20 protein-coding genes are annotated in these 20,246 nt (G+C 55.0%); 13 read left to right on the forward strand and 7 right to left on the reverse strand.

Annotated features, from left to right (window positions below; genetic code table 11):
- Nucleotides 1-212 precede the first annotated feature (212 nt).
- Nucleotides 213-2,204 (reverse strand): transketolase, encoded by a 1,992-nt coding sequence (gene tkt / locus ACTU3N_RS07465; protein WP_443085503.1) that lies wholly within the window; start codon nt 2,202-2,204, stop codon nt 213-215.
- A 271-nt stretch (nt 2,205-2,475) separates the two neighbouring features.
- Between tkt and ACTU3N_RS07470 the strand changes: the two genes are divergently transcribed.
- Both ACTU3N_RS07470 and ACTU3N_RS07475 read left to right on the forward strand, forming a co-directional pair.
- Entirely contained in the window at nt 2,476-3,234 is a 759-nt protein-coding gene (locus ACTU3N_RS07470; protein ID WP_443085504.1) for a M48 family metallopeptidase, read from the forward strand.
- Between the two features lie 380 nt (nt 3,235-3,614).
- Entirely contained in the window at nt 3,615-4,883 is a 1,269-nt protein-coding gene (locus ACTU3N_RS07475; protein ID WP_443085505.1) for an OprD family outer membrane porin, read from the forward strand.
- Between the two features lie 46 nt (nt 4,884-4,929).
- Here ACTU3N_RS07475 and speB read toward each other — a convergent pair whose 3' ends face one another.
- From speB to ACTU3N_RS07495, 4 genes are all read right to left on the reverse strand, one after another.
- Nucleotides 4,930-5,850, reverse strand: a complete 921-nt coding sequence (gene speB / locus ACTU3N_RS07480; protein ID WP_443085506.1) for an agmatinase — start codon at nt 5,848-5,850, stop codon at nt 4,930-4,932.
- Nucleotides 5,851-6,040: 190 nt separating this feature from the next.
- Nucleotides 6,041-7,939, reverse strand: coding sequence for a biosynthetic arginine decarboxylase (gene speA / locus ACTU3N_RS07485; protein WP_443085507.1), 1,899 nt, complete (start codon nt 7,937-7,939; stop codon nt 6,041-6,043).
- Between the two features lie 86 nt (nt 7,940-8,025).
- Nucleotides 8,026-8,208: an acid stress response protein YqgB gene (gene yqgB / locus ACTU3N_RS07490; RefSeq protein ID WP_443085508.1), complete on the reverse strand. Its 183-nt coding sequence runs from the start codon at nt 8,206-8,208 to the stop codon at nt 8,026-8,028.
- 90 nt (nt 8,209-8,298) lie between these two features.
- Nucleotides 8,299-8,445: a hypothetical protein gene (locus tag ACTU3N_RS07495; protein ID WP_443085509.1), complete on the reverse strand. Its 147-nt coding sequence runs from the start codon at nt 8,443-8,445 to the stop codon at nt 8,299-8,301.
- Between ACTU3N_RS07495 and ACTU3N_RS07500 the strand changes: the two genes are divergently transcribed.
- The 9 genes from ACTU3N_RS07500 to ruvX all read left to right on the forward strand — a co-directional run bounded on the left by ACTU3N_RS07500 (nt 8,423) and on the right by ruvX (nt 16,112).
- Nucleotides 8,423-8,713, forward strand: a complete 291-nt coding sequence (locus ACTU3N_RS07500; protein WP_443085623.1) for a hypothetical protein — start codon at nt 8,423-8,425, stop codon at nt 8,711-8,713. The two genes, ACTU3N_RS07495 and ACTU3N_RS07500, sit on opposite strands and share 23 nt — an antisense overlap.
- A gap of 189 nt (nt 8,714-8,902) precedes the next feature.
- Nucleotides 8,903-10,057 carry a methionine adenosyltransferase gene (metK, locus tag ACTU3N_RS07505; RefSeq protein WP_443085510.1) on the forward strand — a complete coding sequence of 385 codons (1,155 nt, stop codon included), beginning with the start codon at nt 8,903-8,905 and terminating at the stop codon, nt 10,055-10,057.
- A gap of 400 nt (nt 10,058-10,457) precedes the next feature.
- The gene (locus tag ACTU3N_RS07510) at nt 10,458-11,852 is read left to right on the forward strand and encodes a sugar porter family MFS transporter (protein ID WP_443085511.1); all 1,395 of its coding nucleotides are present in this window, start codon (nt 10,458-10,460) and stop codon (nt 11,850-11,852) included.
- A gap of 73 nt (nt 11,853-11,925) precedes the next feature.
- The gene (locus ACTU3N_RS07515; protein WP_443085512.1) at nt 11,926-12,432 is read left to right on the forward strand and encodes a SprT family zinc-dependent metalloprotease; all 507 of its coding nucleotides are present in this window, start codon (nt 11,926-11,928) and stop codon (nt 12,430-12,432) included.
- 87 nt (nt 12,433-12,519) lie between these two features.
- A complete protein-coding gene (endA, locus tag ACTU3N_RS07520) occupies nt 12,520-13,218 on the forward strand; it encodes a deoxyribonuclease I (RefSeq protein WP_443085513.1) in 699 nt (232 codons plus the stop codon).
- 102 nt (nt 13,219-13,320) lie between these two features.
- Nucleotides 13,321-14,052 (forward strand): 16S rRNA (uracil(1498)-N(3))-methyltransferase, encoded by a 732-nt coding sequence (gene rsmE / locus ACTU3N_RS07525; protein ID WP_443085514.1) that lies wholly within the window; start codon nt 13,321-13,323, stop codon nt 14,050-14,052.
- A 13-nt stretch (nt 14,053-14,065) separates the two neighbouring features.
- On the forward strand, nt 14,066-15,013 hold the full coding sequence (gshB, locus tag ACTU3N_RS07530; RefSeq protein WP_443085515.1) for a glutathione synthase: 948 nt from the start codon (nt 14,066-14,068) through the stop codon (nt 15,011-15,013).
- Between the two features lie 119 nt (nt 15,014-15,132).
- Nucleotides 15,133-15,696, forward strand: coding sequence for a YqgE/AlgH family protein (locus tag ACTU3N_RS07535; RefSeq protein WP_443085516.1), 564 nt, complete (start codon nt 15,133-15,135; stop codon nt 15,694-15,696).
- Nucleotides 15,693-16,112 carry a Holliday junction resolvase RuvX gene (ruvX, locus tag ACTU3N_RS07540; RefSeq protein WP_443085517.1) on the forward strand — a complete coding sequence of 140 codons (420 nt, stop codon included), beginning with the start codon at nt 15,693-15,695 and terminating at the stop codon, nt 16,110-16,112. The genes ACTU3N_RS07535 and ruvX overlap by 4 nt, the downstream gene beginning before the upstream one ends.
- 128 nt (nt 16,113-16,240) lie before the next feature.
- Here the strand turns inward: ruvX and ACTU3N_RS07545 are convergent, their stop codons facing one another.
- A complete protein-coding gene (locus ACTU3N_RS07545) occupies nt 16,241-16,933 on the reverse strand; it encodes an IclR family transcriptional regulator domain-containing protein (RefSeq protein ID WP_443085518.1) in 693 nt (230 codons plus the stop codon).
- 67 nt (nt 16,934-17,000) lie between these two features.
- Here ACTU3N_RS07545 and ACTU3N_RS07550 point away from each other — a divergent pair, with 67 nt between their 5' ends.
- Nucleotides 17,001-18,425 carry an FAD-dependent oxidoreductase gene (locus tag ACTU3N_RS07550; protein ID WP_443085519.1) on the forward strand — a complete coding sequence of 475 codons (1,425 nt, stop codon included), beginning with the start codon at nt 17,001-17,003 and terminating at the stop codon, nt 18,423-18,425.
- Nucleotides 18,426-18,432: 7 nt separating this feature from the next.
- On the forward strand, nt 18,433-19,263 hold the full coding sequence (locus ACTU3N_RS07555; protein ID WP_443085520.1) for a hypothetical protein: 831 nt from the start codon (nt 18,433-18,435) through the stop codon (nt 19,261-19,263).
- On the opposite strand, the gene ACTU3N_RS07560 is transcribed toward ACTU3N_RS07555, so the two are convergent.
- A complete protein-coding gene (locus tag ACTU3N_RS07560) occupies nt 19,260-20,240 on the reverse strand; it encodes a type IV pilus twitching motility protein PilT (RefSeq protein WP_443085521.1) in 981 nt (326 codons plus the stop codon). The genes ACTU3N_RS07555 and ACTU3N_RS07560 overlap by 4 nt on opposite strands.
- Nucleotides 20,241-20,246 lie beyond the last annotated feature (6 nt).

Below are 20,246 nucleotides of genomic sequence, written 5' to 3' on the forward strand. Positions count from 1 at the left end.
TAATTGTCGAACATTTAATCGACTGAAACGCTTCAGCCAGAATAAGCGAAACCAGGAATAAAAGGAATGTTTGTCCAGACAGATTCGCCAGTTATCTGACTTGCATCACGTTTTCGCTGGAATAATTTCAGATAGGGATAGATTACCAAGGAATAAACGAAAGGAAAAAGCCGGGCGTGATACCCGGCTTCAATACTGACAAATACTTGCGATCAGAGCACTGATTTTGCCTTCGCCACCACGTTGTCGACGGTGAAACCGAACTCGACAAACAGTTGCTCAGCCGGAGCAGACTCACCAAACGTGGTCATGCCAACCACTGCGCCGTTCAGACCTACGTATTTGTACCAGAAATCCGCGATACCAGCTTCGATAGCCACACGCGCCGTTACCGCTTTCGGCAGAACAGACTCACGGTACGCGGCATCCTGCTTGTCGAACGTGTCGGTAGACGGCATGGAAACCACGCGCGCTTTCACGCCTTCGCCAGAGAGTTTCTCCCACGCAGCGACGGCCAGCTCAACTTCAGAACCGGTCGCAATCAGGATCAGCTGCGGCTGACCATCGCAACCTTTCAGCACGTAAGCGCCACGGGCGATATCCGCCAGCTGCTGCGCGCTGCGCTCCTGCTGCGCCAGGTTCTGGCGAGAGAGGATCAGCGCCGTCGGGCCGTCATGACGCTCAACACCGAACTTCCACGCCACCGCAGACTCAACCTGGTCACAAGGGCGCCAGGTGCTGACGTTTGGCGTCATACGCAGCGAAGCGACCTGCTCAACCGGCTGGTGGGTCGGGCCATCTTCACCCAGACCGATAGAGTCGTGGGTGTAAACCAGCACCTGACGTTGTTTCATCAGCGCCGCCATACGCACCGCGTTACGGGCGTATTCCACAAACATCAGGAAGGTGGAGGTGTAAGGCAGGAAGCCGCCGTGCAGAGAGATACCGTTGGCGATTGCGGTCATACCGAACTCGCGCACGCCGTAGTGGATGTAGTTCCCCGCCGCGTCTTCGTTGATCGGTTTAGACCCCGACCACAGCGTCAGGTTAGACGGCGCAAGGTCGGCGGAGCCGCCGAGGAATTCCGGCAACAGCGGGCCAAAGGCTTCGATAGCATTCTGTGAAGCTTTGCGGCTGGCGATTTTCGCCGGATTAGCCTGAAGCTTAGCGATAAACTCCTGCGCTTTCGCGGAAAAATCTGCCGGCATTTCACCTTTCATACGACGGGTGAATTCAGCGGCCTCCTGCGGATACGCTTTGGCGTAAGTGGCAAACTTCTCATTCCACGCGGACTCTTTTGCCTGCCCGGCTTCTTTTGCGTCCCACTGAGCATAAATTTCAGACGGGATCTCGAACGGCGCATAGTGCCAGCCCAGTTTTTCGCGGGTCAGGGCAATTTCGGCATCACCCAGCGGCGCACCGTGGGAGTCGTGCGTGCCTGCTTTGTTCGGCGAACCGTAGCCAATCACTGTTTTGCACATCAGCAGCGACGGTTTATCAGTAACGCTACGCGCTTCTTCTACCGCACGCTTGATAGCGTCAGCGTCGTGACCATCCACGTCGCGCACCACGTGCCAGCCGTAGGCTTCAAAGCGTTTTGCGCTGTCATCGGTGAACCAGCCGTCAACGTGACCGTCGATGGAGATACCGTTGTCGTCATAGAACGCAACCAGTTTGCCCAGCTTCAGGGTACCGGCAAGGGAGCAGACTTCATGAGAGATGCCTTCCATCATGCAGCCGTCGCCCATAAAGGCATAGGTAAAGTGATCAACGATGTCGTGACCAGGGCGGTTAAACTGCGCCGCCAGCGTTTTCTCGGCAATCGCCATACCTACGGCGTTAGCAATGCCCTGCCCCAGCGGTCCGGTGGTGGTTTCCACGCCCGCGGTGTAGCCAACTTCAGGGTGGCCCGGCGTTTTTGAATGCAGCTGACGGAAGTTTTGCAGTTCGGACATCGGCAGATCGTAGCCGGTGAGGTGCAGCAGGCTGTAAATCAGCATTGAACCGTGGCCGTTAGACAGCACAAAGCGGTCGCGGTTAGCCCAGGCCGGATTTGTCGGGTTGTGGTTCAGAAAGTCACGCCACAGGACTTCGGCGATGTCAGCCATACCCATCGGGGCTCCCGGGTGACCGGATTTGGCTTTCTGTACCGCGTCCATGCTCAGCGCACGAATAGCATTAGCAAGCTCTTTACGTGAGGACATTTTAACTCCAGAAGGACTGTTAGGGCTGTTCCCGTAACGACTTGACGACAGCGCGTTTTGGGCTACGCCAGAAAAAAGTGCCAACAATGTAACCCAAGCGACAAAGCATGTACATGGAGCATCCTTTTGCCGATTCAGAAATCTCTGGAAGCAGCTCGCAAGTTGCGCAATCTTCTCGCCCGCCGTCAGTACTCTTCTTTATAATTAAGCAGTTCGCCGACTCAACTGAGCTGGCACGTAAAATTGACTCAACCATTGCGGAAGATAATTAATGAAGATTCGCCCGGTCTTACTTGCTCTGGGAATGGCGACGCTAATGACAGGTTGCCAGAACATGAACTCCAGCGGTTTTTTGACCTCAGGAGCTGAAGCCTTCCAGGCTTATACGCTAAGCGATGCTCAGGTGAAAACGCTGAGCGATGGCGCCTGTAAAGAGATGGACAGCAAAGCGACCATCGCGCCAGCCAGCAGCGAGTACAGCCAGCGGCTGAGCAAAATCGCCGCCGCGCTTGGCGATAATATCAACGGCCAGCCGGTGAATTACAAAGTTTATGTCGCAAAAGATGTGAACGCTTTCGCTATGGCGAATGGCTGTATCCGTGTCTATAGCGCGCTGATGGATATGATGACCGACAACGAAGTGGAAGCGGTAATAGGCCATGAGATGGGTCACGTGGCGCTTGGTCATGTGAAAAAAGGGATGCAGGTGGCGCTGGGCACCAACGCGCTGCGCGCTGCGGCTGCCTCGGCGGGCGGTATTGTCGGTAGCCTGTCGCAATCGCAGCTTGGCGCGCTGGGTGAACAGCTAGTGAACTCCCAGTTCTCCCAACGCCAGGAGTCCGAGGCGGATGACTACTCCTATGATTTGCTGCGTAAACGCAACATCAACCCTTCCGGGCTTGCCACCAGCTTTGAAAAACTGGCGAAGATGGAAGAAGGCCGCCAGAGCTCGATGTTTGACGATCATCCGGCGTCCGCTGCGCGCGCGCAGCACATTCGCGCACGTATGGCCGAAGACGGTATTCAGTAAAAATAAGGGAGGCAAAATCGCCTCCCTTCGTTTTTCTGGCAAAATAATTTACGCCTGTTAAGCGCATTAATTGCCAAAATAAACGCACGCATTGCTAAGGCTTATTTACACTGCCGACAGTGGAATATATTTCTGAACATTTAACAGCAGTGATTTATTTCAGTGCTTTAAAGTTCCACATATTATCTCGCTTATATATGGAGTCATGTCGGGATAATAAATAGTCCACCCTTTTAGCAGTAAATTGTTTATCCCTATATTTTTAAGGGGTTACTGTCGGGCTTCGTTTATTACACAAGGATTGCTTTCGCTGGCATTTCAGGTAACTATCGCGAACGCAACAAACACATTTGATACCAGACAGACAGAGAAGTTCCCCAGTGAAAAAACAATTAACTTTAATCGCCTTCGGCATTATTGCCGCGACACCTGCTTTTGCCAGCCAGCAATCTACCAGCCAGGGATTTATTGACGACAGCCATTTAGATCTCTTTTTGCGCAACGCGTATATCAATCGTGATTATCGCTCCGGCGCCGATGATAAAGCTGAATGGGGCCAGGGTATCGTCGCTACCTTTACCTCCGGTTATACGCAGGGGCCGGTCGGCTTTGGCGTGGATGGCATCGCCCAATATGGCGTGCGACTGGACGGCGGGCGTGGTCGCAGCGGCGCGGGCGGTATTGATTTCTTTGCCCAGGATAACGATGGCCGGGCCAAATCCGATCTGGCGAAATTCGGCGCGACCGCCAAAATGCGTATCTCTGACACCGTGCTGAGCTACGGTACGCAACGCCCGGCGCTGCCCATCGTGACGGCAGATAGCTCCCGCCTGCTGTATGAGAGCTATACCGGCGCGATGCTGACCTCAAAAGAGATCGCAGGTCTTGAAATTAACGCCGGTTATTTTACCGACGAGCAGCGTAAAAGTAATGACCACCACGACAGCGGCCTGAAAAGCCTGAGCTTCGGCGGTGCGAGCTACCAGTTTAACGATCAATTCAGCGGCGCGCTTTACGCCTCACGCGTGGAAGATGTGTTGAATAAGCAATATCTCGGGCTGAATTTCAAACAGCCGTTCAGCACCGGGCAGCAGCTGGTGCTGGATTTTAATGGCTACAATTCTCGCCTGGATAAAGACTACGCCCGCACGCAGAATACCGGTCGCAGCAACACCATCTGGAGCCTGGCGGCGAGCTATATCTGGGATATTCATACCTTTAAACTGGCCTACCAGCAGAGCAGCGGCAGCACCGGTTACCATTATGGCAGCTACCGCGATCAAGGCCAGGTCGGCGATGGTGGCAACACGATCTGGCTTGCGAACTCCTACTGGTCTGATTTTAACGGTGAAGACGAGCGCTCCTGGCAGGCGTCTTACGGCCTGGATTTCGCCGGTCTCGGTTTACCGGGCCTGAGCTGGATCACCGCTTACGTGCGTGGCGACAATATCAAAACCGCCGCCACCCGTAACGGTAAAGAGCATGAATGGTTTAACCAGCTGCAGTACCAGGTGCAGGATGGCCCGGCAAAAGACCTGCAACTGCGGGTGCGTTACTCGGTACTGCGCGTTTCCGACGATGCCCGCGACTACAATATCGGCGGCAACGAAGTCCGTCTCTACGCCGAATACCCGTTCAACGTGTTCTGAGCCTGTGGCCCTCTCACAAGAGAGGGCTATTTCTTTGCTTGCCTTTTTATTCGCCTTTTTTGGCCGCCTGAATATAGAGCATCTCAAGTGCGAGCGTTGCGCCAGCAAGCGCCGTTATCTGCGCGTGATCGTACGGCGGGGAAACTTCCACCAGATCCATCCCCACAATGTTCAAGTCTTTTAATCCACGCAACAATTTCAGCGCTTTATCGGTACTCAGGCCGCCCGGTACCGGCGTTCCTGTGCCGGGCGCATAGGCCGGATCAAGGCAGTCAATATCAAACGTCAGGTAAACGGGCAGATCGCCGGTGACGGATTTCACCTGCGCGAGGATCTCCGCCACGCTGCGATCGTTGACCTGGCAGGCATCCAGCACGGTAAAACCGTTGTCTTTATCAAACTCGGTACGAATGCCAATTTGCACCGAGTGATGCGGGTCAATCAGCCCTTCTTGCGGCGCGGTATAGAACATCGTCCCGTGGTCAACCTCACAACCGTTGGAATAGGTATCGGTGTGCGCGTCGAAATGCACCAGCGCCATCTTGCCGAAGTGTTTAGCGTGCGCACGCAGCAGGGGTAGCGTCACAAAGTGGTCGCCGCCAAAAGAGAGCATGCGCTTGCCCGCCGCCAGTAACTGCTCGGCGTGCGTTTGTAGCCTTTCGCTCATCTCGCGGGCATCGCCAAAGGCATACACCAGATCGCCACAATCCACGACATTCAACCGCTCGCGCATATCAAACTGCCACGGAAAGCGATGGTGCTCCCACGCAAGGTTGGTTGAAATCTGGCGGATAGCCCCCGGACCGTGGCGCGCTCCCGCCCGCCCGGAGGTAGCCATATCGAAGGGGATACCGGTTATCACCCACTCAGCATCGCTGTCGTAGGGCTGGAAATTAACAGGCAAACGCAGAAAGCCAAAAGCGTTAGATACCAGCGAGTTATCGTATTGATGCCCTAAGGTGCTCATGTTCTGACCTCTCATACGGTTGAGATAAAAAAAATCCCTTCCGCGCCGTTTGACCCGACGAGGAAGGGATTATTTATCTGCTGCTAAGTTCGGCGAATTGTCGCCGTTAATTCTACCGGGTTAGTTAAAGTATAGAGCATCCTGCGGCAAGTGCCGGTTTCGACGCCACTTTTATAGCCCGGCAGTCACCTTATTCATCTTCCAGATAGGTGTAACCATACAGCCCGGCTTCGAACTCTTCGAGGAACTGCTGTTGCAGCGCATCTTCCAGACCGGTCTGTTTGACCTGATCGCGGAACTGCGTCAACAGTTTGTTCGGATCAAGCTGCACGTATTGCAGCATATCCGCCACCGTGTCCCCTTCGTCAGACAGCTCCACTTCAACGCTACCATCAGGGAAAACAAAAACATCCACCGCTTCGGTATCACCGAACAGGTTATGCATGTTGCCGAGGATCTCCTGGTACGCGCCAACCATAAAGAAGCCCAGCATCGGCGGGTTTTCCGGATCGTATTGCGGCATCGGCATGGTGGTCGCAATGCCGTCGCCATCGATATAGTGATCGATAGCGCCGTCCGAGTCACAGGTGATATCCAGCAGCACCGCGCGGCGTTCCGGCACATGGTTTAACCCTTCGAGCGGCAGCACCGGGAACAACTGATCGATACCCCACGCATCCGGCATGGACTGGAACAGCGAGAAGTTAACGTAAAGTTTATCCGCCATCCGCTCCTGCAACTCATCAATGATCGGTCGATGCGCGCGGTTTTGCGGATCGAGCTGCTTTTGCACTTCATGGCACATATTCAGATAGAGCTGCTCGGCCCAGGCGCGCTGTTGCAGATCAAAGGTGCCGGAAGCATAGCCGATGTGAATATCATGCAGATCCATCTGGCTGTCATGCAGCCATTCGCGCAGCGAGCGGCGAGTGCCCGGCTCGTGCATCTCTTGCCAGGTTTCCCACATGCTTTGCAGCGCACGTGGAGCGTCTTCTGCCGGTGCCGTGGCTTTGGTGTATTCGTTACGCTCAACACCGATAATATTCGACACCAGCACCGTATGGTGAGCGGTGACCGCGCGGCCAGACTCGGTTATCACGGTCGGATGCGGCAGACCGTTCTCTTCACAGGCATCGCCAATCGCCCAGATGATATTATTCGCGTACTCATTCAGACCATAGTTTACCGAGCAGTCTGACTGTGAGCGCGTGCCTTCATAGTCAACGCCCAGCCCACCGCCAACGTCGAAGCACTGGATATTCACGCCAAGCTTGTGCAGTTCCACGTAGAAGCGCGCCGATTCGCGCACGCCCGTGGCGATATCGCGGATGTTAGCCATCTGCGAGCCGAGGTGGAAATGCAGCAGTTGCAGGCTCTCCAGGCGGTCAGCATCGCGCAGGATCTCAACCAGTTGTAGCACCTGCGTTGCCGCCAGGCCAAATTTGGATTTTTCGCCGCCGGAGGATTGCCACTTACCGGAGCCCTGGGATGCCAGGCGCGCACGCACACCAAGACGCGGCACCACGTTCAGGCGTTCAGCTTCTTCCAGCACGACGGCGATTTCGGTCATTTTTTCAATCACCAGATAGACCTTATGGCCCATCTTTTCGCCAATCAGCGCCAGACGAATGTATTCACGGTCTTTATAGCCGTTACACACGATCACGGAACGGGTCATGCCTGCATGCGCCAGCACGGCCATCAGCTCTGCTTTGGAGCCTGCTTCCAGGCCCAGCGGTTCGCCGGAGTGGATCAAAGATTCAATCACGCGGCGATGCTGATTGACCTTAATCGGGTAAACCAGAAAGTAGTCGCCGTTGTAACCATAGGACTCCCGCGCACGTTTAAACGCAGCGTTTATCGAACGCAGGCGATGTTGCAGGATCTGCGGAAAGCAGAACAGCGCGGGCAGCCGTTGCCCTTGTGCTTCACGCGCTTTAACCAGCTGCGCCAGATCGACGCGAGCTTCCGGGACGTCCGGGTCCGGACAAACGCTGATATGGCCCAGCTCGTTAACGTCGTAGTAGTTATTACCCCACCAGGTAATATTATAAGTACGAAGCATTTTGCTGGCTTCCTGGGAGCTCATCGCAACCTCCTGCATGGAACGTAGTACACCTTGTTCGCCTGCTGACGAAGGCGAAAATGAAGACATGTCGTCAGACATAGCGAACCTCAACGTATAAAAGTGTATACCCTGTTCCTTTCGTTATGCCCATTAGCGGCAAAGAGAAAGCAAACAGAGACAAAATAGTTGACTACTATCGCAGTGAAACATAGCGATAACAACCCATAAACAGCGTGATTACCTGGCATAGTATGCTGGCCCATCGGCTGCGTGACCGGTTTCTTGTTCATATCATTGTAAAACACGTGCCCGAACCAGAGTATGACAGTTCGGCGAAACCACGAGAAAACCCCTGAATAATCAGGAGAGCCCTTGTTCAGTTATCGCAAGGCCTTACCGGCTCTGGAGTCCTGAGAAGCACCGAAATGGGTAAAACATCGGCAGGTTTGCAGAGTAGATTTGCAGGATGCGGGGAAAAAATACGCGCCAGAACAACGCGATAGTATGCTGACAAAACGACGATTCATTATTTCTTATCACCTCCACGCAAGCCGGTGCGACCTGCGACAAGCCAAAGCCATCAATTCACTGCTTAACCCGGCTGGAAGTGGCGACACAGCCTGTAAGCCGTGCGCTTTTTTTAATGAGCCGCGTGCGGCGTTTTATACCGATAACCAGGTGAAAATGCAAAACAAAAAAGCTCTGTTTGCCGCTTTACCAGGAAAATTTTCCGTCATTATTTGTGACAGAATGTGGCATGTATCAAAAAACGCTGGCTTTGGGGTTAAGAAGTAACCTAAAATAGCCGTCCAGATGTTAATCCGTCTATATGCTACAATTTTGCGCAACAGGCTATGCGGCGCAAAGAAAAGAGCGTCAAAGATTAACACTCAGACTTCTTGTGCTGTCCGCGCGGCGCCAACCGCGAAGGCAACCGGGCACAGAATTCGAGCTAACCGTATTATTCCAGGGTGAAAATTACATATGGCAAAACACCTTTTTACGTCCGAGTCCGTTTCCGAAGGGCATCCTGACAAAATCGCTGACCAGATTTCCGACGCCGTGCTCGATGCAATTCTCGAGCAGGACCCGAAAGCGCGCGTCGCGTGTGAAACCTACGTGAAAACCGGTATGGTGCTGGTCGGTGGTGAAATCACTACCAGCGCGTGGGTGGATATCGAAGAGATAACCCGTAATACCGTGCGCGAAATTGGCTATGTGCATTCCGACATGGGCTTTGACGCCAACTCTTGCGCCGTGCTGAGCGCGATTGGCAAACAATCTCCGGACATCAACCAGGGCGTTGACCGCGCCGATCCGCTTGAACAAGGCGCTGGCGACCAGGGGCTGATGTTTGGCTACGCGACGAACGAAACCGACGTGCTGATGCCTGCGCCGATTACCTACGCGCACCGTCTGGTTGAGCGTCAGGCTGAAGTGCGTAAAAACGGCACGCTGCCGTGGCTGCGCCCGGATGCGAAAAGCCAGGTGACCTTCCAGTATGATGACGGCAAAATCGTCGGCATCGATGCCGTCGTGTTGTCCACTCAGCACGCAGAAGACATTGAGCAGAAAGCGTTGCAGGAAGCGGTGATGGAAGAGATCATCAAGCCAATCCTGCCGGGCGAGTGGCTGAACGCATCGACTAAATTCTTTATCAACCCGACCGGTCGCTTTGTTATCGGCGGCCCGATGGGCGATTGCGGTCTGACCGGCCGTAAAATCATCGTTGATACTTACGGTGGTATGGCGCGTCACGGCGGTGGTGCGTTCTCCGGTAAAGATCCGTCAAAAGTTGACCGTTCTGCTGCCTACGCCGCACGCTACGTGGCGAAAAACATCGTCGCTGCAGGCCTGGCCGACCGTTGTGAGATCCAGGTTTCCTACGCTATCGGCGTGGCAGAGCCGACCTCCATCATGGTCGAAACCTTCGGTACCGGCAAACTGCCGACCGAGCAGCTGACTCTACTGGTGCGCGAGTTCTTCGACCTGCGCCCGTACGGCCTGATCCAGATGCTGGATCTACTGCACCCGTTCTACAAACAAACCGCTGCATACGGTCACTTTGGTCGTGACACTTTCCCGTGGGAAAAAACCGACAAAGCAGACGTGCTGCGCGATGCTGCCGGCCTGAAATAATTCGCTGTCAGATTTTACTTAAGGCCAGCCTTGTGCTGGCCTTTTTACATTTTGCCCACGTTCACGCCGCCTGTTTTTTTCACACCGTCTATACTCATTACACCACATCCGCGCCTCCCTGAAAGCGATTACATCGCTCTGCGCCTTAATTCCCCAGGATTTTTCCGTAAAAAATCTGAACGCAGCATAATTGTTACATACCGTTTCGGTTTAGTCTGAAACTATCACACTCCTCTCTCGTTTCTCTGTCAGTAATTCTATAATATTTATGACTTTTATTTACATTTGCGCGTTACTGTTAGTGTAACCGATTACACTCATGTGATTTCAGTCACATACTTTTACGCACGACTAACCTACTTTTACATTGAAAAAACCAATGACATGAATGGAGGGCATAATGCCTGACAATAAAAAACAAGGGCATTCAAACAAGGCAATGACCTTTTTTGTCTGTTTCCTCGCTGCACTGGCTGGTTTACTTTTTGGTCTGGATATTGGGGTGATTGCCGGGGCGCTGCCCTTTATCACGGAAGATTTCCAGATTAGCTCCCACACCCAGGAGTGGGTCGTTAGCTCCATGATGTTTGGTGCGGCCGTCGGTGCCGTTGGCAGCGGCTGGCTATCCTGGCGTCTTGGGCGTAAAAAGAGCCTGATGATCGGTGCCATTCTGTTTGTTGCAGGGTCGCTGTGTTCAGCCGCTGCGCCGAATGTTGAAGTGCTGATCCTCTCCCGCGTGTTGCTCGGCCTGGCGGTAGGTATCGCCTCTTACACGGCACCGCTGTATTTGTCGGAAATTGCGCCGGAAAAAATTCGCGGCAGCATGATCTCCATGTATCAGCTAATGATAACCATCGGTATCCTCGGCGCTTATCTTTCCGATACTGCGTTTAGCTATAGCGGCGCATGGCGCTGGATGCTGGGTATCATTATTATCCCTGCCATTCTGCTGTTGATTGGTGTGTTCTTTTTGCCGGACAGCCCGCGCTGGTTCGCGGCAAAACGTCGCTTCCACGATGCTGAACGGGTACTTTTGCGCCTGCGCGATACCAGCGCGGAAGCGAAAAACGAGCTGGAAGAGATCCGTGAAAGCCTGAAAGTCAAACAGACCGGCTGGGCGCTGTTTAAAGAGAACAGCAACTTTCGTCGCGCGGTTTTCCTCGGCATATTGTTGCAGGTGATGCAGCAGTTTACCGGGATGAACGTCATCATGTATTACGCGCCGAAAATCTTCGAACTGGCGGGTTACACCAACACCACAGAGCAAATGTGGGGCACCGTGATTGTCGGTCTGACCAACGTGCTGGCAACCTTTATTGCGATAGGGCTGGTTGACCGTTGGGGCCGTAAACCGACGCTGGTGCTGGGCTTTATGGTGATGGCTGCCGGTATGGGCGTTCTGGGTACCATGATGCACCTGGGTATTCACTCTGCCAGCGCGCAGTACTTCGCCGTCGCTATGCTGCTGATGTTTATCATTGGCTTCGCCATGAGCGCCGGTCCGCTGATTTGGGTACTGTGCTCTGAAATCCAGCCGCTGAAAGGGCGTGATTTCGGCATCACCTGTTCCACGGCAACCAACTGGATTGCGAACATGGTGGTCGGTGCTACCTTCCTGACGATGCTCAATACGCTCGGTAACGCCAACACCTTCTGGGTCTATGGCGGTCTGAACGTGCTGTTTATCGTCCTGACGCTGTGGCTGGTGCCGGAAACTAAACACGTTTCGCTGGAGCATATTGAGCGTAATCTGATGCGTGGCCGTCCGCTGCGTGAAATTGGTTCCCATAACTAATCACTCAGGCTTCCTCTGCGGAGGAAGCCTTCCCTCTTGCACTCCCGCCTCGTCCCACCTATTCTCTGCCATTATGAAAACGCCCCGTCTTCCTATCGCTCTTCAGCAAGCGGTGATGCGCTGCCTGCGGGAAAAACTCGCTCTTGCAAACCAAAAGCTGAACCGGAATTACCCGGAACCTAAACTCGTTTATCAACAGCGCGGTACGGCGGCAGGCACGGCATGGCTTGCCGATTACGAAATTCGCCTCAATCCTGTCTTGTTAATGGAAAATCAGCAGGCGTTTATTGCAGAAGTCGTGCCGCATGAGTTAGCGCATCTGCTGGTGTGGAAGCACTTTGGCCGCGTGGCTCCGCACGGCAAAGAGTGGAAATGGATGATGGAAAGCGTGCTTGGTGTACCGGCCCGGCGCACCCATCAGTTCGAACTGGAATCCGTACGGCGCAATACTTTCCCATACCGCTGTAAATGCCAGCAGCATCAGTTAACCGTGCGCAGACACAACCGTGTCGTACGTGGCGAGGCAGTCTATCGCTGTGTTCACTGCGGTGAACCGCTTATTGCTGAGACGCCTAATTGAATCCATTAAGAAATTTTACAATCTAACTGATTGCATCAGGCAATTCCTTCCGCTACGTTGCGGGCTCGTTTTGACAGGGAGCTCGCCATGTTTCGTCTTTTCTCATTACTTTTTACGCTTTTCGCTCTACCTGCCGTGGCGGCAGACGGTATCAACAGCTTCGCGCAGGCGAAAACCGCCGCCGTTAAGGTGCATGCCGACGCGCCGGGGGATTTCTACTGCGGGTGTAAAATCACCTGGCAGGGCAAAAAAGGGATCACTGACCTCGCCTCCTGCGGCTATCAGGTGCGCAAAAACGCCAACCGCGCCGAACGTATTGAGTGGGAGCATGTTGTTCCCGCCTGGCAATTTGGCCACCTGCGCCAGTGCTGGCAGGATGGCGGGCGAAAAAACTGCGCCAAAGATCCGGTCTATCGCAAAATCGAAAGCGATATGCACAACCTGCAACCGGCGGTCGGTGAGGTCAACGGCGATCGCGGCAACTTTATGTATAGCCAGTGGAACGGTGGCGAAGGCCAGTATGGTCAGTGCGGCATGAAAGTGGATTTTAAAGCGAAACTCGCCGAGCCGCCTGCCCGTGCGCGCGGCGCGATTGCCCGCATCTATTTTTATATGCGCGACAAATACCAGCTCAATCTCTCGCGCCAGCAAACACAACTCTTTACCGCGTGGGACAAGCTTTACCCGGTCAGTGACTGGGAGTGCACCCGCGATGCGCGGATAGCTAAAATTCAGGGCAACCATAACCCTTATGTGCAGCGCGCTTGCATGGCGCGAAAGAGCTAACCTACACTAGCGACAACTGTTTATTGACGGGTGCTTCCTCTGTGCTTATCTCTTTATACGAAGAGCCGGGGAAGCGCCGCTCCACGCACGGAATAAAAAACTATGCGCGTTCCTCGCATTTACCACCCTGAACCTATTCAGCCAGGCCATGAAATCGCCCTTAGTGATGAGGCGGCAAACCATGTTGGCCGCGTATTGCGTATGAGTCCGGGCCAGGCTATTCAACTGTTTGATGGTTCCAACCAGGTTTTTGACGCTGAAATTGTGCGTGCGGATAAGAAAAACGTACAGGTTTTCGTCAGCCGTGGCGAAACAGACGATCGTGAATCGCCGCTGCATATTCACTTAGGCCAGGTGATGTCGCGGGGCGAAAAAATGGAATTTACTATCCAGAAATCGATAGAACTGGGGGTAAGCCTCATTACGCCACTTTTTTCTGAGCGTTGCGGCGTTAAACTGGACGCAGAACGCCTGAACAAAAAGCTTCAGCAGTGGCAGAAAATTGCTATCGCTGCCTGCGAACAGTGTGGCCGTAACCGTATCCCGGAAATACGCCCGGCGATGGATTTAGAAGCCTGGTGTGCCGAAGAAGAGGCAGGGATTAAGCTTAATTTACACCCGCGAGCCAGCCAAAGCATCAATACGCTGGCGCTGCCGGTTGAGCGCATACGCTTGCTGATCGGCCCGGAAGGCGGTTTATCCGCCGATGAGATAGCCATGACCGCACGCTATCAGTTCACGGACATTTTGTTAGGGCCACGAGTTTTACGCACTGAAACAACGGCGCTTACCGCCATCACCGCGCTTCAGGTTCGCTTTGGCGACCTGGGTTGAAAGGAGAAGCAGAATGATTAAGCTCGGCATCGTGATGGACCCCATCGCGGACATTAACATCAAAAAAGACACCAGCTTCGCCATGCTGCTGGAGGCACAGCGCCGCGGCTACGAGCTGCACTATATGGAAATGGCGGATCTCTATTTAATTAACGGTGAAGCCCGTGCCCACACCCGTAAACTCTCCGTCGAGCAAAATTACGACCACTGGTACACCTTCGGTAGCGAGCAGGATATCGCGCTAAGCGAACTGGATACGGTGCTGATGCGTAAAGATCCGCCGTTTGATACCGAGTATATCTACGCTACCTATATCCTTGAGCGCGCAGAAGAAAAAGGCACGCTTATCGTCAACAAACCGCAGAGCCTGCGTGACTGTAATGAAAAGCTGTTCACCGCCTGGTTCCCGGACCTGACGCCGGAGACGCTGGTGACGCGTAATAAAGCGCAGCTCAAGGCGTTTCGCGAAAAACACGGCGACATTATCCTTAAGCCGCTGGATGGCATGGGCGGCGCGTCCATTTTCCGTGTTAAAGAGGGCGATCCAAACATGGGGGTGATTACTGAAACCCTGACCATGCTGGGTACGCGTTACTGTATGGCGCAAAACTACCTGCCAGCAATTAAAGATGGCGACAAGCGCGTACTGGTGGTGGATGGCGAGCCGGTTCCGTATTGTCTGGCGCGTATCCCACAGGGCGGCGAAACGCGCGGCAACCTGGCCGCCGGAGGGCGCGGCGAAGCGCGCCCGCTGAGCGAAAGCGACTGGGAAATCGCCCGTAAAGTTGCGCCGGTGCTGAAAGCCAAAGGATTGATTTTTGTCGGCCTTGATATCATTGGCGACCGTTTGACTGAAATTAACGTCACCAGCCCAACCTGCGTGCGCGAGATCGAAGCAGCATTCCCGGTCTCGATTACCGGCATGCTGATGGATGCTATCGAAAAACGCCTGGAAAAATAACCCAGGCCGCGTAAATGCGGGAAGGACCCCGCATTCTGTCAGGATTGGCTAGTGACAGTATTCTGCTTTGACCCCATACTAGACTGTCGCTTTTGAACCAGGAAACAGAACCTCTGACAATGAATTTACAGCATCACTTTCTTATTGCCATGCCTGCTCTTCAGGATCCCCTCTTTCGGCGCTCCGTGGTTTATATTTGCGAGTATAACGATGAGGGCGCGATGGGCCTGATCATCAACAAGCCTCTGGAAAACCTGAAAGTTGACAGCGTGCTGGAAAAGCTAAAAATCGAGCCTGAGGAACGGGACCCGGCGATTCGTCTGGATAAACCCGTGCTGCTCGGCGGCCCGCTGGCGGAGGATCGTGGTTTTATCCTGCATACGCCTCCTGCGGCATTCTCCTCCAGCATTCGCGTTTCTGACAACACGGTTATCACCACCTCGCGTGATGTGCTGGAAACCCTCGGCACCGCCTCTCAACCCGGCGAAGTGCTGGTCGCGCTGGGTTATGCATCCTGGGAGAAGGGGCAGCTGGAGCAGGAGATCCTGGATAACGCCTGGCTGACCGCTCCGGCGGATCTCAATATTCTGTTCAAAACCCCTATCGCCGATCGCTGGCGTGAAGCGGCAAAGCTTATCGGTATTGATATTTTGACAATGCCCGGCGTGGCGGGGCATGCATGATGAGCGGAACATTGCTGGCTTTTGATTTCGGCACGAAAAGCATTGGCGTGGCTATCGGGCAGCGCGTGACCGCGACCGCCCGCCCTCTTGCCGCGCTAAAAGCGCAGGACGGCACACCGGACTGGAACGCAATCGCGAAGCTTTTAAAAGAGTGGCAGCCGGAAGCGGTGATTGTTGGCTTACCGCTCAATATGGACGGGACAGAGCAGCCATTAACCGCCCGCGCCCGTAACTTTGCCAACAAAATACATGGCCGGTTCGGCGTGCAGGTGAAGCTGCACGATGAGCGCCTGAGTACCGTGGAAGCCCGCGCCGGGCTATTTGAGCGCGGCGGTTTCCGTGCGCTTAATAAAGGCAGCGTAGATTCTGCCTCGGCGGTCATTATCCTCGAAAGCTTCTTCGAACAATCCTTCTGAATCCTGCCTGATGATTATTCTGGCCTTGCCGCGCCGGTGCGCGGCTTTCCATCGATCGCCTTCACAGTTTCCCGCTGTGCATTTTGCATTTCCTTGAGTGTTTCTATAAAAGAAACATAATTAAAGCATCACGGTTTTTCCGTCAGGCGTTTGACCAGGCAGTGAAGCTCTTCGAGTCGCGTTTTAATCACCGCGTCGCTCACCTGCCACATTCCGGCAAAGGCCAGAGCGGCAGAGTGAGCGCCAAGCGGCTGCGCCATCGACACTTCACCATCGTCATGGTGCCAGACCACGTGGCCGAGCTCGCGCTGCTGGGCAACATGTGGCCCAAGCTGTTGCCACTGCTCATCGGTAAAACGTTTTTGCAGCGCCTCATCGGTTTCAGCCGCCAACAGCGACATACCGATAACGGACTGCCAGGCGGGAAGCATATGAAAGCCAGCCAGCGCCTGGCTGACCTGGCTGCCGGGTTTGGAGTGATAGATATAGATAACCTGATCCTCCCACAGCACGGCCATGGCTACCACGATATCTTTTGGCGCGTAGCGCTCAAGCAGCGGTAATGCCTGGGAGAAGAGCGCGGAGCCTCGAATCGCCTGGGCCGCCAGCGCGTGAATGCCAGGCCCCGGCAGGTAACGACGCTGAGCATCCTGCTGGGTCAGCCCGATAGAGGCCATGGTCATCAGTAATCGGTTGACGCGCGTGGTGTTGATACCCATAAGGCGTGACAGTTCGCGACAGCCAATCGCGCGACCACTGGAGACCAGATATTGCAGGCAACGAATGCCATCAATCAGGCTTTGGTTTGGTTGTGAAGACATTGCAAGTTCGCTTCTCAGGTTACGCGAAAAATTCAATTTTACCGCCAGTAAAGAAGGAAACAAGGTTATGAAAATCTTTCCGCAAACCGATGCCAGAACTTTCCCGACACAGCATTTGCATGCCGACCTTGCCGTAGCGGGCGGCGGACTGGCGGGGCTGTGTGCATCGCTGGCGGCAGCGCGTGAAGGTTTGCAGGTCGTACTGATTCAGGACCGCCCGGTGCTCGGCGGCAACGCCTCCAGCGAAGTACGCTTGTGGGCCAACGGCGCGACCTCACATATGGGCAATAACAACCGCTGGGCACGCGAGGGCGGCATCATGGGTGAAATCATGGAAGAGAACCTCTGGCGTAATAAAGAGGGCAACCCGGTGATGTTCGACCTGGTTTTGTTAGATCTTGCCAAAAGCCAGCCGGGGCTGACGCTACTGCTCAATACCGCCGTCTATGAGGTGGAAAAAGAGCAGCAATCTATTACCCGGCTACAGGCGTTTAACCCTATCAACGAAACCTTCTACAGCGTGACGGCAGAACAATTTTGCGATGCCACCGGCGATGGCGTGCTCGGTTATCTTGCCGGGGCAGAATACCGCGAAGGCGCGGAGGACGCCGAAGAGCTGGGTGAGAAGATGGCTCCTGGCGATAATTTTGGCCACAAGCTTGGCCATTCAATTTATTTTTATACCCGGCAAACCAACGGGCCGGTGAATTTTGTTCCCCCCTCTTTCGCCCTGAAAGATATCACCGCTATTCCTCGCTATAAACGCCTGACTTCGACCTTAAACGGCTGCGATTTATGGTGGCTGGAATGGGGCGGACGCCTTGATACGGTGCATGAAAGCGAGGAGATAAAGTGGGAGCTGTGGAAAATCGTCTGGGGCGTCTGGGATCATATTAAAAACTCAGGTGAATTCCCCGAAGCGGCAAATATGACGATTGAATGGGTCGGCGCGATCCCCGGCAAGCGGGAGAGCCGACGTTTTATTGGCGACCACTTGCTGTGCCAGCAGGATATCATCGAGCAGCGCGATCACTACGATGCGGTGGCTTATGGCGGCTGGTCGATTGATTTACACCCGGCGGACGGCGTTTACAGCACGCATGACGGCTGCCGCCAGTTTCACAGCAAAGGCACTTACACCATCCCTTTTCGCAGCCTTTATAGCCGCTCGCTGGATAATTTATTTCTGACCGGGCGCTTGATCTCCGCTTCGCATGTTGCTTTCGGCAGCGCCCGCGTTATGTGTACCTGCGGCCTGCTCGGCGAAGTCGTGGGCCGCGCCGCGTCCCTGAGTAAAGCGCAAAACCTTACCCCGCGCCAGCTGGCGCAACGCGAACATGTCGATGCGCTGCAACAAGGGCTACAGGCCAACGGCTGTTATATCCCGCGCCANCCAGTGGCTGCGCGACCCGGCGGCCGGGGCGCAGGTCAGTGCCAGCAGCGAGTTTCAGCTAACGGAGCTTGCGCCAAACGGTCAGTGGCAAGCGCTTAACGAAAGAATGGCGCTGTTGTTGCCAGTGCAGGCGGGCGCCCAACTGCCGCCCATCACCGTGCGCCTGCGCGCTCACACCGCGACGCTTCTGACCGTTTCACTCCAGGGCAGCGCCCGCTCCGGTAACTTCACACCCGATTACCAGTACGACGAGTGCCATCTGGCGCTTTCGGGCGAAGCGGAGCACACCTTCTCTTTCCGCTGGCAGAGCGAGCGCGATCAGTATGTTTTTGTGGTGTTCGATGCGCAGGACGGCGTAGATATTGCGCTAACGGACACCCATCTGCCGGGCATTATGACCGTCTTTAATAGCCTTAACGCGCGAGTTGCCAAACATACGCGCCAGATAGCCGATGCTGACTACGGCGTAGATGAGTTTGATTTCTGGCTGCCCCGCCGCCGCCCTCACCAGGTGATGCCCGCCCTGCGTTTTAGCGAACCGTTAAGCTGCTTCAGCGCGCAAAATGTCCTCAATGGCCGCCTGCGCCCGGAGCAACTCACCAATGCCTGGGTGCCAGCGGCTGACGACCGCGCCGCTGAAATCACCTGGCGCTGGGCCGCGCCTCAGACGCTGAATCAGCTTACGCTGGTGCAGGATAACGACTTTGATAATGCCATGGAGTCGGTGCAAATGGGCCATTACCATGCCGTCACCCCGCACTGCATTACCCACTATCGCCTGTGGGCTGACGACAGGCTGCTGGCAGAGGTACGCGATAACCACCACTCCGTGTGCCAGCACCGCTTCGACCAGCCTGTCGTCGCGCTCAGCATCAGGCTGGAGATCCTCGCAACGGCAGGCGCGTTACCGGCGGTCTACTCGCTGAATGTCAGCTAAAGCCAGCCCTGAAGCACGCGCTGCTGGCGGCTTTGCGTAAAGGTCTGCATCCCCGCCTGCTGCCCGGTCTGTATCACGCCGGGCAACTGGTGCGTTTTCCCTTCGCGGATAAGGTTTGCCGCCGCTGGCGTATTGATTAAAAGCTCAAACAGCGCCACGCGCCCGCCGTGCCTGTCTACCTGCAGTTTTTGCGCCAGCACCGCTTGCAGGCTCCCGGCCAGCTGGCTGCGAACCGGGTCTTTCTCCTGGGCGGGGAAGCTATCTACCAGACGCTCAATTGCCTGCGCCGCGCCACGTGTGTGCAGCGTAGCCAGCACCAGATGCCCGGTCTCTGCCGCCGTCAGCGCCAGACGAATGGTTTCGCTATCGCGCAGCTCTCCCAGTAAAATAACATCCGGGTCTTCGCGCAGCGCCGCACGCAGCCCGGCAGCAAAGGAGGCGCAGTGCAGGCCAATCTCCCGCTGCTGTATCAGGCAGCGCTCGCTGGTGTGAACGAACTCGACGGGATCTTCCAGCGTCAGAATATGCCCGTCGAGCTGCTGGTTAAGCCAGGCAACCATCGCGGCAAGCGTGGTTGACTTACCGCTGCCGGTCGCGCCGGTCACCAGTATCAAGCCATGCTCTTTTTCCAGCAGCCCGCTAATGGCTGAAGGCGCGTCCAGCTCATTGAGCAGCGGGCAGCTTTGCGGTAGTAAACGCAGCGCCAGCGAAACGCCTCCGTGACGGGTAAATGCAGCGGCGCGTACCCGCCGCCCATGCTGTGTGGCGAGCGCAAAATCGACCTGCCCCTGTTCTCGCCACTGGCTTCGCTGCGCCTCGCTAAGCGAGGTATTAATCAGCGCAGAAATGTCAGGCTGTGTAAAAGGTGCGACTTCAAGCCGCCCCCGCTGCCGCCAGCGCGGTAAGCCATTGCTGCACAGGTGTAGATCAGAGACATTATGCTTTACACTAAGCTCCACTATTTCTTCTATATCCATATAGTC

The sequence above is a fragment of the Vagococcus sp. WN89Y genome (genome assembly GCF_052220145.1).
Classification (GTDB): Bacteria; Pseudomonadota; Gammaproteobacteria; order Enterobacterales; family Enterobacteriaceae; genus Kosakonia.